The organism is Ruegeria sp. AL7 (assembly GCF_056536105.1).
Genome location: NZ_JBQFJF010000001.1, coordinates 1034569 through 1048713 on the forward strand (window position 1 = coordinate 1034569; position 14145 = coordinate 1048713).

Annotated in this window: 12 protein-coding genes; 7 read left to right on the plus strand and 5 right to left on the minus strand. The window is 56.8% G+C overall.

Features of this window, described 5'->3' with window-relative positions; genetic code table 11:
- Positions 1-2: 2 nt before the first annotated feature.
- The 3 genes from ACR3E2_RS05185 to ACR3E2_RS05195 form a co-directional block, all read right to left on the minus strand.
- The gene (locus ACR3E2_RS05185) at positions 3-194 is read right to left on the minus strand and encodes a hypothetical protein (RefSeq protein WP_480480831.1); all 192 of its coding nucleotides are present in this window, start codon (positions 192-194) and stop codon (positions 3-5) included.
- 87 nt (positions 195-281) lie between these two features.
- Positions 282-2183, minus strand: a complete 1902-nt coding sequence (locus ACR3E2_RS05190) for a multiheme c-type cytochrome (protein WP_480480829.1) — start codon at positions 2181-2183, stop codon at positions 282-284.
- Positions 2180-3046, minus strand: a complete 867-nt coding sequence (locus ACR3E2_RS05195; RefSeq protein ID WP_480472895.1) for a YihY/virulence factor BrkB family protein — start codon at positions 3044-3046, stop codon at positions 2180-2182. The genes ACR3E2_RS05190 and ACR3E2_RS05195 overlap by 4 nt, the downstream gene beginning before the upstream one ends.
- A gap of 171 nt (positions 3047-3217) precedes the next feature.
- Here ACR3E2_RS05195 and ACR3E2_RS05200 point away from each other — a divergent pair, with 171 nt between their 5' ends.
- Positions 3218-4306: an AI-2E family transporter gene (locus ACR3E2_RS05200; RefSeq protein WP_480480827.1), complete on the plus strand. Its 1089-nt coding sequence runs from the start codon at positions 3218-3220 to the stop codon at positions 4304-4306.
- 99 nt (positions 4307-4405) lie between these two features.
- Here the strand turns inward: ACR3E2_RS05200 and ACR3E2_RS05205 are convergent, their stop codons facing one another.
- Positions 4406-5074 carry a Crp/Fnr family transcriptional regulator gene (locus tag ACR3E2_RS05205; RefSeq protein WP_480480825.1) on the minus strand — a complete coding sequence of 223 codons (669 nt, stop codon included), beginning with the start codon at positions 5072-5074 and terminating at the stop codon, positions 4406-4408.
- 206 nt (positions 5075-5280) lie between these two features.
- Between ACR3E2_RS05205 and ACR3E2_RS05210 the strand changes: the two genes are divergently transcribed.
- The 3 genes from ACR3E2_RS05210 (at position 5281) to cls (ending at position 9403) form a co-directional block, all read left to right on the plus strand.
- Entirely contained in the window at positions 5281-6900 is a 1620-nt protein-coding gene (locus ACR3E2_RS05210) for an arylsulfatase (RefSeq protein ID WP_480480823.1), read from the plus strand.
- 94 nt (positions 6901-6994) lie between these two features.
- Positions 6995-7966, plus strand: coding sequence for an HAD family hydrolase (locus ACR3E2_RS05215; protein WP_480480821.1), 972 nt, complete (start codon positions 6995-6997; stop codon positions 7964-7966).
- 24 nt (positions 7967-7990) lie between these two features.
- Positions 7991-9403 (plus strand): cardiolipin synthase, encoded by a 1413-nt coding sequence (gene cls / locus ACR3E2_RS05220; RefSeq protein ID WP_480480819.1) that lies wholly within the window; start codon positions 7991-7993, stop codon positions 9401-9403.
- Here cls and ACR3E2_RS05225 read toward each other — a convergent pair.
- Positions 9400-9834 (minus strand): ion channel, encoded by a 435-nt coding sequence (locus ACR3E2_RS05225; protein WP_480472907.1) that lies wholly within the window; start codon positions 9832-9834, stop codon positions 9400-9402. The genes cls and ACR3E2_RS05225 overlap by 4 nt on opposite strands.
- A 171-nt stretch (positions 9835-10005) precedes the next feature.
- Between ACR3E2_RS05225 and ACR3E2_RS05230 the strand changes: the two genes are divergently transcribed.
- The 3 genes from ACR3E2_RS05230 to ACR3E2_RS05240 are packed head-to-tail and all read left to right on the plus strand — an operon-like array spanning position 10006 to position 14094.
- Positions 10006-10653 carry an ABC transporter ATP-binding protein gene (locus ACR3E2_RS05230; RefSeq protein ID WP_480480817.1) on the plus strand — a complete coding sequence of 216 codons (648 nt, stop codon included), beginning with the start codon at positions 10006-10008 and terminating at the stop codon, positions 10651-10653.
- The gene (locus ACR3E2_RS05235) at positions 10650-13064 is read left to right on the plus strand and encodes an FtsX-like permease family protein (protein ID WP_480480815.1); all 2415 of its coding nucleotides are present in this window, start codon (positions 10650-10652) and stop codon (positions 13062-13064) included. The genes ACR3E2_RS05230 and ACR3E2_RS05235 overlap by 4 nt, the downstream gene beginning before the upstream one ends.
- Positions 13054-14094 carry a lipocalin-like domain-containing protein gene (locus ACR3E2_RS05240; protein ID WP_480480813.1) on the plus strand — a complete coding sequence of 347 codons (1041 nt, stop codon included), beginning with the start codon at positions 13054-13056 and terminating at the stop codon, positions 14092-14094. Before ACR3E2_RS05235 ends, ACR3E2_RS05240 begins: the two co-directional genes overlap by 11 nt.
- Positions 14095-14145 lie beyond the last annotated feature (51 nt).

Consider the following 14145-nt stretch of genomic DNA (forward strand, 5'->3'; position numbering starts at 1 on the left):
ACTTAATCTTCCAAACGGATACGGTTTCCGGTCAGACGTTGTTCACGCAACGACGTGGCCGCCATACCCTGCAACATCAGAGTATCCCCGTGCGAAACATATACAGGCTCGCGATTGCGCAGCTCTTCAATGCGCTGCGCCAGCGTAGCAGGGTTCGGCCCGGTTGCTTTCTGTCTTGTTGACTCAGTGGACATGCATCACCTCAATACAACAGTTCTGAAATGCTGTTAGCGTAAAATCTTGCCGTGAAGATGGAACAAATCGGGCAAGCCTGTGCCGGATCAGGGGCCCAGTTGTTGCAACAATTGCAGCAAGGCCGGGTCATCGGGCAACCTGATCAAGGCTTCGCGTAAGGCGATACGTGCGGCTTCCGGGCCGCTGTTGATCTGAGCCAGCTGTACCACCATGGGCCACGCTTCGGCGCGCTGAGGGTCCAGCGCGACAACCTCGCGAAAGGCCCGTTCGGCGGCCGGGGCGTTGCGCAGCGTCAACGCCATGCCCCCCAGAACCAGATGCGTTTCAGGGGCATCCAGCCTGTTCGAGATCGCCGCCTGCCACTCGGCCATACCCTGCCCGGCCAGACCCTGTTGCTGAGGCGTCAGAGCTTGAGGAGGGATACTCAGATACTCCTTGGCGGCGGCAATGCGAACGTTGCGAAAAGGATCAGACAAAAGTGGCTCTAACCTTTGCGCACGATCCGTAGGGCTCGCCTGACGCTGCAAGGCTGCTGCATTTGCGCGTATCAGCGGATCGTCTTCCTGCAACAGTGGCGCTGTGCGCGCGGCAACTTCGGGCGAGCCAAAAGGTTGCAGCAAATACGCCGCTGTTGCGCGCACGATAGCGGGTTGCGAGGGATCCGTTGCGACAGAAATCAAACCCTCTGGCGTATTCAACTGACCATCGGCAGCAGCTTTGAATACCGTACCAAAATGTGCGCCCCGATTGGCTGTGTCAGGAAACCACCCTTTGATCCGGCTGGCAGCCCAGACCTGATCCTTATTCTGGTGGCAATCAGTGCAGGCATCAGCCCCTAATCCCAAATCCGGTCGCGGCACGCGAAAGCTGTGATCCCGGCGACCGTCCACTCCCATATAAGTGCGTTCGATCATGTGGCAGCTTTTGCACTGGGCACCCGCGCTATCCATAACGTGATGATGGTGACTGGGGGTATCGTATTCCTGTTTCGCTAGCGTCGGGAATTCAGGGTTTGCGGCCGTGGAATGACATTGCGTGCAAATACCGTTGCCTTCGGCCTTCAACTGCGCGCTGTGTGGCTCGTGGCAGTTCATACACCCGACCCCTCGGGCATACATTTTGGATTGCAGGAATGAGCCGTAAACGTAGACCTCATCAAGTATTTGCCCGTCCGGATGATACGAACCGGGCCGCAACACAGCCAGGTTATAGGCATCATGATACGGGGTTCCCGGCAAAGGATTTCCGTTGCCGTGCGCCTCGCGCCGCGAATGACATCCGGCGCATTGCTGGATCTCGGCCTCGGTCTGGCCCTTGCCCCAGCTCATCGAAAAGCCTCTATCACTCAGACCCCCGGCAACGCCCTGCCCTTTGGTCCAATCGATATGTGCCGACCCCGGTCCATGGCAAGCTTCGCAGCCAACTCCAATCTCAGCCTGTCGGGAAGAGTATGTTCTGGATTGCGCGTCGTAGTTCTTTTCAAACCCTGTGGCGTGACATTCGGCGCAGCGCGCGTTCCAGTTCTTGTAAGGGCCCGTCCAGTGCAGCCCGTCTTCTGGCGGCAGATCCTGATCGGGGTATAAGTGATACCAGCGCTTCTGCTCGGTATCCCAGACCACATCAAAACTTTGCAACCGCCCCGGTTCGGTTTCAAACAGAAATTGTTGCAGAGGCGTAATCCCAACGACGGAATGCACATCATATGCCGTCGTCGCACCGTCTTTTTCAGTTACACGAGCTGTGAACCTGTCTGCCTGTTTAGTGAATTCAACCGTCATCCCGTTCTGCACGAACCGGGTTCCATCGAAATCGGCGACCAGATGGCCGTCGCCAACTTCCGTCCAGGCCAAGGCATGATGAGACGAAGCCCATGCCTCGGCCTCGCGTTGATGGCAGTCCGAACATTGATCCGACCCGACATATTCCAGTGACTGCGCCTGCCCTTCACTTGCGAGGGTTAAGCAAGCCGCCAGAATGGCAAATCTCATGCCATATCTCCTTCAGCGGCGTTCCGAAGGTCGATTAATGCGCCGTTGTATTCAGCGCCAAGGATCAGCATCGCAGAACACAGATACAGGAAGATCAGCGCAGCCATTGCCCCGGCCAAACCCGCATATGTGGCACTGTAGGTGGCGAACTGGCTGATATAGACTGAAAATGCCCATCCGCCAGCTGCCCACAAAACCAATGTCAGTATGACGCCGGGCAGGATCTGGGTCAGGCTGTGCCTGCGGGTTGGCAGGATTAGATGAGCCAGCAGGACGGTGCCTGCCGGAACGGCCACGGTAAACGTCCACCGCAGGCGATCTACGGACAGCCAGTCCGCTACCGGAGCTTCGGTATGCTCTGCCACCAGTTTCGTGTAGACCGGCAAGACCACCTCGACCGTTGCAATAACAAGGATTGCCGAACCGCCAAGGATAACCAGAACCAGACACAAAAGCCGGGTCTTCCAAAAAGGCCAACTGTCCTGATCGTGATAGGCCTGATTCATCGCAGCGCGAACTGCGGCAACCCCGTTGGAGGCAAAGTAGATCGCAAGTAAGCCACCCAGCGTAATCACACCCGACCCTGCCCCGGCCAGAACGGCACGCAATTCGGCCACGATAGGGTCCGCAACATCCTTGGGCCATGCCCCGAACAGCAGATCAATCAACTCATCAGTGACATAGTCCTGCGACAATGCCCCGGCCAGCGCCACGGTGAACAACACAAAGGGAAACAGGGCCATCATCAGCGACATGGCGACGTGGCTGCTCATGACAGGTCCGTTTTTCCTGACGAACCGGCGAAGTGCCAGCCACAGTGCCTGAAGCGGGCGGCCAAACGGGGGAATCGTGGGCTTTGTCATCCTGCAACCCTAACCTGCCGAAATAAAACACAGAACCCGTCATCGGTATCAAAGTGACAAATGCCGATCTGCAAACGGCTGACTGCATTGCTAAAAACGGATTGCAGGTGCAGGATTGGAAAAAGCGGGGCGATCACCAGCCTGCGTAAGAACAGATAAACAGGATACTGAATGATCCCGGATCAGGAAGATTTCACGGCTCGCCCCAGGCTAAAACTGTCTGTTGTCCGCGACACCTGCATTATCGCGACGCTGATAGTGTTGGGGCTTTATGCGGGGGCGAACTTCCTGATCCCTCTTGCCATGGCGCTGCTGGTCAACGTTCTGATCATTGCGCTGAGCGACCGCGTTACCGCGCTGACCCGTGCTCCGGTCTGGTTGGCCAATATCGCCGGAGTGACCGTGGTTCTGGTGGGATTGTTCATGATCATGTACGTGCTGGGCAGTCAGGCAACGCAGTTTGCTCGGTCCGTCAGCACCTACGAAAACCAGTTCGACGGGGCGGTTGAGCGCATAACCGGTCTTGTCGGCAACGATGTCACCACTTTCATCCGCGACAATCTGGTCAGCATCGACATGACCTATGTCGCACGCCTGTTGCTGGGCAGCGCTACGTCCCTGCTAAACCAGTTCTTTCTGATCAGCCTCTATGTCGCGTTCCTGATGGCCGAGCGTCTGGCCTTTCGCAAGAAAATTCAACTTGCGGCTGGTGACCCCCAAACCGGCGCAGATTTTGCGACCATGCTTGATGCCATATCGATCAGCCTGCAACGATATGTTGGGGTAAAGACGCTGATCAGCCTGATCACAGCGGGCATCAGCTATTTTGTATTCAGGGTTCTTGGCTTGGAATATGCGGAAACCTGGGCCGTTTTGACCTTTGCTCTGAACTTCATACCCTCGATCGGGTCGATCATAGCGGTGTTTTTCCCAGCCATGATCGCGCTTGTTCAGTTTGATACGATCGTTCCGTTTTTGATTATCTTATTTGGGTGCGGCACCCTTCAATTCCTGATCGGTAACTTCCTTGATCCGGCCATGCTGGGACGTTCGCTGAACATGTCGACATTCCTAGTTATTCTGGCATTGACCTTTTGGACAACTGTCTGGGGCCTGATCGGTGCTTTCCTGAGCGTGCCACTGACGGTCTGCATCCTGATCGTGTTCAGCCACATCCCTGCTTTACGCCCGGTCGCAATCATGATGTCTCTGGACGGCCAATTGGGCGAGGAGGACAGTCAGGCGCGTGCGAAAAACTGAACCACGGCGTGGCGTAGGCTTAAGTTCGTCGGGTACCGTACACAGCGGCCAGCCTGTCCGCGTATATTGAACCGCATGCCGGTGTCGCTACCCGAAACCTCAGGTCTGACAACTGGCTATCAATGCGCCCCGATCCAGCAGTCGAACCCGGCCATACCCCAGTTCGATTAACCCCAAATCCACAAGCCGGTGAAGGTTCCTGTGCAAAGTCGGCTGCGATACAGCAATCATCGCTGCCAGATCGTCTTGCGAAACATCAATCCAGCCTTCGGTTTTCGAGGTCCCTTCGTCCAAGTGAAGCAACCTCAAGACCAGCCGCTTCTCCGTTCCCGTCACAGCCAGATTTGCCATGATGCGCAAAGCGGTCCGCATATTCTCATGCGTCAACGCATAGAAATCCCGGATGTAGTCAGGATTGTTCTGAATCAACCGCGAGATGCTCAGGTTAGGGAAAAACAAGGCTTGAGTGGCTTGCGTCGTGACAACACTGACCAGACGCAGTGCACCAGCAAACAACGCAAGATCGCCGATCCAGAACCCAGCGCCATCGCGGTGCAAAACGAACTCCTGACCATCGTCCGCTGGGGCCGTTATCTGCACACCACCGCTGAGAATCGCGTAGATTCCATTTGCCGGATCACCGTAGTGGTACAGCGTCTCTCCCGCCTCTACCGATTTCGGTATGCCAAGGGCTGCCAAATCGGCCTGAAACTCTGACGAGCGTTCACTGAACCATCCGGTGTTTCGTAATAGCTTCAGATTATTCATTTTGTCTCACATTTGTACTTTGCGATATAATCATATGATGAGTTTCCGACGCAAGAAGTAACCTATGCTAATGGTGTTCGATTCCTGCTACCAAAGATTTTCAATATGGGAATCAACACTTTGCTGCCGCGTTGTTCATGCATTTGAACGCCGGGTGATTCATTTCCTTTGGGGTCGCCAAGATCCTCTCAGATCAGGAGCAAACCATGTTACCTCCACGTTCGCTATCCGGCACCTGGCGCAGTAACTTGCGCCGACTTGCCGTGGTAACCGCCACGTTGACACTGGCCATACCCGCCTGGGCGCAGAACCAGAAACCGAATATCCTTGTGATCTGGGGCGACGATGTTGGTCAGTCCAACATCTCGGCCTACACGCGGGGGTTGATGGGGTATCAGACACCCAATATCGACCGTATCGCCGAAGAAGGTATGATGTTCACGGATTACTACGGTGAACAGTCGTGCACGGCTGGGCGATCATCTTTCATCATGGGGCAATCCGTTTTCCGCACGGGCCTGTCCAAAGTTGGCCTGCCGGGCGCTGAGGAAGGCATGCAGATCGAAGACCCGACCATTGCGGGCCTTCTGAAAGCGGAAGGCTACGCCACGGGTCAGTTCGGAAAAAACCACCTGGGCGACCGGGATGAACATCTGCCGACAAACCACGGTTTTGACGAATTTTTTGGCAACCTCTACCATCTCAACGCCGAGGAAGAGCCGGAAAACATCGACTATCCCAATGATGCTGTTCTGCCCGATGGCAGAACCTTCCGACAAGCTTTTGGCCCGCGCGGTGTAATCAAGTCGACAGCGGGTGGTGAGATCGAGGATACCGGCCCGCTGACCAAGAAGCGTATGGAAACGGTCGACGATGAAACCGCGGCAGCTGCGATTGAATTCATCCGCAAACAAGAGGAAAGCGGCACGCCGTGGTTCGTCTGGTGGTCAGGCACCCGGATGCATTTCCGCACGCATGTTTCCGAAGAGAAATGGGCAAAGGCCAATGAAATCGTCGGCAAGCAGGTAGATGAGTATACGGCTGGCATGATCGAACATGATATGCATATTGGCGACTTCCTGACTGCGCTGGATGAGCTGGGCATCGCCGACAAGACCATCGTGTTTTACTCGACCGACAATGGTCCGCACATGAATACTTGGCCAGATGCCGCGATGACCCCGTTCTGGGGTGAAAAGAATACCCAATGGGAGGGCGCATGGCGCGTACCTGCCATGGTTCGGTGGCCCGGCAAGATTACCGAAGGTGCTGTGTCGAACGAGATCGTGCATCATATGGATTGGTTACCGACATTCCTGGCTGCAGCTGGCAACGAAACCGTGAAAGAAGATCTTCTGGAAGGTGTCACCGTGGCCGAAGTTGGCGGCGGGCGCGACTATCGCGTGCATCTGGATGGCTACAACATCTTGCCGTTGCTGACCGGCGAAACAGACAAGAGTCCGCGCAGGGAAATCTTCTATTTCACGGACGATGGTGACCTTGCGGCACTGCGCTTCGGTGATTGGAAAATCACCTTCCTGGAACAGAAGGCATGGGCAACTTTGCGCGCCTGGATGGAGCCACTGACCCCTCTGCGCGTGCCATTGATCACCAACCTGCGACGCGACCCGTACGAGCGTGGCTACCGCACATCGAACACCTACTATGACTGGATGCTCGACCGTGCCTACATGCTGGTACCTGCGCAGGCCTATGTCGCGCAGTTCCTTGAAACCTTCAAGGAATACCCACCCCGACAGGAAGCGGCGAGCTTCAGCCTCGACAAGGTGATGGAGAAGTTGACGTCACCTCCGGGCGCACCGTGAACCTGACTGTTTGATCCAAGACACAGCAAAGCCGGAGTCCCGATACCGGGGCCCCGGCCCTTCTCATTAGCGGTTGAAAATTGAGGAATAATCCGTGCGTCTATTTTTGATATTGTGCAGTGTGCTAGGAGCGACGGTCGCCATCGCTGACCCCTTGCCGTCATGGAACAATTTAGAATCTAAAGCGAAAATCGTTTCGTTTGTTGACGAGGTAACCGACCCTGCCTCAGCTCATTACGTGACGCCTGATGATCGGATCGCCGTATTCGACAATGACGGAACGCTTTGGGCCGAACAGCCGGTGTATTTTCAGTTCCTTTTCGCCATGGATCGTCTGGCCGATCTGGCCAAGCGGGACCCGTCGATCCTGACAACTCCTGCTCTGGAAGCTGCTGCAAAGGGTGATCTAGCGACCGTTCTTGAAGGCGGGCATGAGGCGCTGATCGAAGTTGTCAACGCATCGCATTCTGGCACCAGCGTCGAAGAATTTCAGGCAGCTGTTGCGCAGTGGCTGGAAACCGAACGCCACCCCAACACCGGCCTTCGTTATGACCAGATGACCTATCAGCCGATGGTCGAGTTGCTGCGTTATCTACGTGACGAAGGTTTCAAGACCTACATCGTATCCGGCGGTGGCATTCATTTCATGCGCGTCTTTGCCGAGGATGCATATGGTATCCCGCCGGAACAGATATTGGGGAGCTATGCAGACAGCACCTATAAGGTGATCGACGGCAACCCGACGATCATCAAGGCACCGGGGCTAGCCTTCATCGATGACAAGGAAGGCAAGCCGATCAATATCGAACGCACGATTGGCAGACGCCCGATTCTGGCCGCAGGCAACTCGGACGGAGATTTCGCTATGCTGGATTGGACAACGTCGGGTGATGGCCCGCGTTTGGGAATTCTGATCCACCACACGGACGCCGAACGCGAATGGGCCTATGACCGCGAAAGCCCAATAGGAAAGCTGGCAGACGGGCTGGATCAGGGTTCTGACAAGGGATGGATCATTGTCGATATGGCGCAAGACTGGTCACGCATCTACACTGGGGCAAACTGAACGGCCCGAAAGACGTAAGACCCCATGTGGACAGCGCTGGTATCTATCTTTGTATTCACGTTGTACGTGGCTGCATTTGTGTTTTCGATCCGAGCGGCGCAAACCGCGCGGACACCGCAGGGTGCAGTTGGTTGGGTGGTCTTTCTGGTATCAGCACCTTTCCTGGCGGTGCCGTTGTATCTTTTTCTGGGACACCATCGCTTTCACGGATATCGCATCGCGCGCCAGAAAAGTGAGCGGGTTGTTGAAGGGATCAAAACCTTTGCCGATTACTCAAGGCCCGATCCCTCGTCTATGTCGATCAATCCGCGCCCGTTCGAGTTTCTGGCGCATCTTCCTGTGTCCAGCGGAAACGGTGCCCGGCTGCTGGTTGACGGGCACGCCACATTCGACGCCATTTTCGACGCCATCGACAAGGCGAAGAACTATATCCTCATTCAGTTCTACATCATCAGAGACGACGCACTGGGCCGCAAACTGCAATCCAAGCTGATCGAGGCGACGAAGCGTGGGGTTCACGTCCGTTTCATGACCGATGCAGTCGGCAGTTATGGTTTGCCGCGCGCGTATCTGGATACCATGCGTGAAGCCGGGATTGATGTCGCCGACCCTCGTCAACAACGCGGCCCGAATTTTCGGTTTCAGCTGAATTACCGAAACCACCGCAAAACCGTCATTATCGATGGCGAGACAGGCTTTATCGGTGGCCACAATGTTGGCGAGGAATATCTGGGCAAGCATCCGCATTTCGGCCACTGGCGCGACACTCACATCATGATGTCCGGTCATGTCGTCCGGCAATTGCAGCTTATCTTCACCGAAGACTGGCATTGGGCACATAACGAAGACCTGATTGATGAACTTGACTGGGCGGGCAGTGAATCCGAACAGAACATGAATGCCCTGCTGGTTGCGACCGGGCCCGGAGACGAAACCGAAACTGGCGCCATGATGTTCTTTGCGGCAATCGCCGAGGCAAAAGAACGGTTGTGGATTGCGTCGCCTTACTTCGTACCCGACATCGATGTCATGACAGCCCTGCAACATGCCGCGATGCGCGGTGTGGATGTACGCATCCTTGTTCCTGACATGATCGACCATCGCCTGCCCTGGCTGGCCGCGTTTGCCTATTTCGATGAAATCCGCGACTGCGGCGTACGCGTGTTCCGCTATACCGGTGGGTTCATGCATCAAAAGGCGTTCGTTGTTGACGAGACGCTGGCCGCTGTTGGAACAACAAACCTCGACAACCGATCCTTCCGCCTCAACTTCGAAGCAATGGCGCTGTTCTTTGATGCCCGGGCTGCGCAGGCCGTCGACCAGATGCTACAACAAGATTTCGAATCTAGTTACGAACTGACCCGCAGGTTGCGTCAACAACCGGCCCACATCCGCTTTGGTGCGCCACTGGCGCGGTTGTTTGCACCGATCCTTTAGGAAAAGAACTTCTCCTGAAAAACGCGGGTCATCAATGCGACCAGATACGCGGTCGACAATCCAAACGCCAACAGCCCGGTGACCGAAGCAAACGAGCCGAAGATGCGCAGCCCTTCACCCAGAACGATGTCGCCGTATCCGAGCGTCGTAAACGTCACCAACGAGAAATAGATGGCCGAGTTCCAGTCCGGCAGCACATTCAGCAATACCCAGACGATAGCCCAAATCCAGACCTGTATGGTGTGCGTCGCGATAATGAACCCCAAGGCAACAGCAATCGGCCCCGCGGTTGCCACAAACACCCCGCGTGTGACCCATTTTTTATCCATCTTGATTATGGACATCGTGCACCAGGTCAGAAAGAGAATCTCGATCAGGATGCAAATACCCAGAAAGGTACTGCCCCAAACGATCTGATGCAGCAACGTCATGTATTCTCACCCTGAATTTCGACCATGGATTGCCTGGGCACAATGACCTTTAGAACCACAAGGCACAACCCCGCCGCCAGATGAAGTAGCCTGCGGCGAAAGGAACCGGAGTAAGGTCTGCACTGGACAGTTGGGAAGTCCAACGCACATCCTCTGCAAAAAGGGCGCTTCATGCTGTTGATCATCGACCGAGTTCAGAAAACTTACCCCGGCGGGCGGCCCGTTCTGCGCGACGTGTCTCTGACACTGGATCAGGGACAAACGCTTGCACTGACCGGTGAAAGCGGCAGTGGAAAAAGCACTTTGCTGAACCTGGCCGCCGCCCTGGACAGTTTCGACGGTGGAGAAATCACGCTGGATGGCACGCCGCTATCCCCTTTAGATGATGCGGGCCGGGCCGAGTTGCGGCGCAGTAAGGTTTCGCTGGTGTTCCAGCAGTTCAACCTGATCCCATCGCTGACCGTGGGGCAAAACCTGTCCTTTCATGCCCGCCTTGCAGGTACAGAGGATGTCAATTGGTCTGGGCAACTGGCCGAACGGCTTGGGCTTTTGGATTTGCTGGACCGCTACCCCGAAAGCTTGTCGGGCGGACAGCAACAGCGGGTGGCCATCGGACGCGCCATGGCAGCGCGCCCGAAACTGTTGCTGGCGGACGAACCGACAGGCAATCTTGACGAAACCGCCAGCGCCAAAGTGCTGGACCTGATGCTGTCACTTGTTTCTGATACTGGCGCAGCTTTGCTGCTGGTGACGCATTCCCCGCAGATCGCGGCCCGACTGGACACGCACCTACGCCTGAGCGGCGGGTGCATCCAATGACATCTGCCGTCGTCCAGGCCCTGCTGTCCCATTGGCGGGTGCATTGGTTGCAACTGGCAACGCTGCTGATCGGTATCGCCCTGGCAACTGGTCTGTGGTCCGCTGTACAGGCCATCAATGCGGAGGCCCGCGCCAGCTATTCCCGTGCCAACGCCCAACTGGCACTTGGGCAGTTTGGCGAATTGCGCGATCCAGCCGGTTTCATCCCCATGTCCCGTTATGTCGACCTGCGTCGCGCAGGATGGCAGGTGGCCGCCGTACTGGAAGGCCCTTATCGGGTCGCTGGACGTACGTTGCGTTTGATGGGCGTGGATATGGTGGCCTATCCCGCCTTGCCCGCAATTACCGAGGCCCAGCAAAGCGGTGCGCCGCCCGACCCGGCGGACATATTGACTGCTCCGGGCCGCCTGCTGGTTTCGACAGAGTTGGAGCACTTGTTGCGCGGTCACGATACTCTGCCCCCGGTTCTCAGTACCTCAGCGCTGCCGCCGGATGTGATCCTGACGGATATCGGCGTTGCCGAACGTCTTCTGAATCAGCCCGGTTCAGTCTCGCGGCTCATTATTCTGCCCGATCAACCCCGCGGGCTTCAGCCCCTGACCACGATCGCGCCAGAGCTGGAACGCATCAGCCCGTCACAAAAGATCGACACTGCTCGGCTGACCGACAGTTTCCACCTGAACCTGTCAGCCTTTGGATTGCTGTCCTTTGCGGTCGGCCTTTTTATCGTCAACGGCACGGTCGGGCTGGCCTTTGCACAACGCAGAGGCATCATCCGTACCCTGCGGGCATTGGGTGTTTCGATGCGATTGTTGGTCTGGCTGATCCTTGCCGAGCTGACTTTTCTGGCCCTGATCGGTGGGCTCGTCGGGTTGCTTTTGGGCTTCTTTCTGGCCGGAGCACTTCTGCCTGATGTCGCAGCCACGTTGCGTGGCCTTTACGGCGCACCAGTAACAGGGCAACTGACGCTGCAACTGCAATGGGTTTTGGCAGGGATCGCCATGGCAGTCTTTGGCACTTTACTGGCCAGCGGTCACGCATTGTGGCGCCTGTCGCGTATGCCCCTGCTGGCAAGTCCGGGCGTTCAAGCGTGGCGGGGCGACCCCCGCGCGCGCCATCTTGCTGCGGCGATGGGTCTGATCATGATTCTGGGTGGCGGTTTGGCCTATGTCACTTTCGGGGGGCTGATCGCCGGGTTTGCCCTGTTGGCTGGCTTGCTAACCGGTTCAGCGTTGATGTTGCCTGCGCTTTTGTCTCTAACGCTTTCACTCTGCGGCCGCGCGGCGCGGGGGCCTGTTGCCCAATGGGTTTGGGCAGATATGCGGGCACAATTGCCCGGATTGTCACTTGCCCTGATGGCGCTGTTGCTGGCTTTGGCAGCGAATGTCGGCGTAGGCACGATGGTGTCCAGCTTCCGGCTGACATTCGTCGGGTGGCTTGACCAGCGCCTGACGTCAGAACTCTACCTGACTGCCAGCGACGACGATCAGGGGCAGGAGATTACCGACTGGCTGCGCCCTCAGGTCGAAGCCATTCTGCCAATCCGAAATGTGGAATTGTCGCACGAAACGGGGCCTCTGTTTCTTTACGGTGTCGTGGATGATCCGGTCTATCGGCAGAACTGGCCAGTGATCACCTCAACGCCGAATGCATGGGATGACGTCATGGCCGGACGTGCGGTTCTGATCAACGAGCAACTGGCGCGACGTGCCGATCTCTGGCCCGGCGGTGCTTTGGCCTTATCGCCGGACCACATCCTGACCATCGCCGGGGTCTATTCGGATTATGGGAATCCTACCGGGCAAGCCATCGTCTCGATGGACCAACTGAACCGGATCGCTCCGGGTACGGAGGCCCGCCGTTTTGGCATTCGTCTAAACCCCGAAAACGCAACCGAAATGGCGCAAACCTTGAGGGAACGGTTCAACCTTCCACGTCAGGCTGTCGTACAGCAAGCTGCAATGAAGGCGCAGTCGCTGTCGATATTTGAGAAGACTTTTGTCGTGACCTCGGCCTTGAATGTGCTGACCCTCGGCGTGGCGGGATTTGCCATTCTCACCAGTCTTCTGACCCTGTGGACCCAGCGCCTGCCACAGATCGCACCGGTCTGGGCGCTGGGGCTGAACAGGGCGCAACTTGCAGGGCTGGAACTGTTGCGCAGCCTATTGCTGGCTGCGTTGACCGCCTGTCTGGCGTTGCCACTTGGGCTTGTTCTGGCATGGGTTCTGCTGACGGTGATCAACGTTCAGGCTTTTGGTTGGCGCCTGCCGATGTTCGTCTTCCCCTGGGATTGGCTGTGGCTGTTTCTACTGACCCTTCTTGCTGCCCTGCTTGCCGCCGCCCTGCCCGCGCTACGGATGCTGCGCCTGCCACCCGCCGATCTGCTGAGAGTGTTCGCCAATGAACGTTAGGACCCTCCTGTTCCTTCTTATGTGGCTCCACCCGATACCGCTTTGGGCGCAGGGCTACGCAGGTCTCGGCGGGTCGGCCGAAGGCTTTGACGTGCCAGTAGCCGGGTATGAGTTTGATTTCCCAAGGGACCACGGCCCCCACCCGGCCTACCGCATCGAATGGTGGTATCTGACGGCCAATCTCCAAGGGGACGACGGCCTGGACTATGGCATTCAATGGACCCTGTTCCGGTCAGCCCTGAAGCCCTATGACAGCGACGGATGGCAAAGCCCGCAACTTTGGATGGGTCATGCTGCTGTTACGACCCCCAAGGCTCATTTTTTTACCGAGCGATTATCACGCGGGGGGATTGGGCAGGCCGGTGTAACTGCACAACCGTTTGAGGCCTGGATTGATGAATGGCGCATGGCCGGATCGGATTTGGACAGCCTGTCGCTGACGGCAAATGGTAAAGACTTCGGCTATGACCTTTCGCTGACTGCGCAAGGGCCATTGGTTCTTCACGGAGACGCGGGCTATTCGGTCAAATCTTCTGATGGGCAGGCAAGTTACTATTACTCGCAGCCCTTCTATTCTGTCGAAGGCGTGCTGCATTTGCCGGATAGTGAAGTCCGTGTAACCGGTCAGGGCTGGCTGGATCGGGAATGGTCCTCACAACCCTTGGCGGCAGATCAGAGGGGTTGGGATTGGTTCTCGCTCAGTTTTGAGGGCGGCGATAAATTGATGGCTTTTCGCCTGCGCGGGGACCGAGGCGACTTCACTTCGGCCACCTGGATCAATTCAGACGGCAGTACTGAGGCCATCCCCAACGGCTCAATCAGCCTTTTGCCGCTGAGTACCAACGAGGTTGCCGGGCGTGACATCCCGACACACTGGCAAGTCGATCTTGTGGACCGGGGCATAGAAATTCAGGTCTCCGCCCTGACACCTGATGTGTGGATGGGTACCAGTTTCGAATACTGGGAAGGCCCTGTCACCGTAACCGGCAGCCATGAAGGCGTTGGCTATCTTGAGATGACAGGCTACTGAACCAACCCGATATTTGTTCACGACCAGCGACGCGATCTTTTGCGCGCTGGA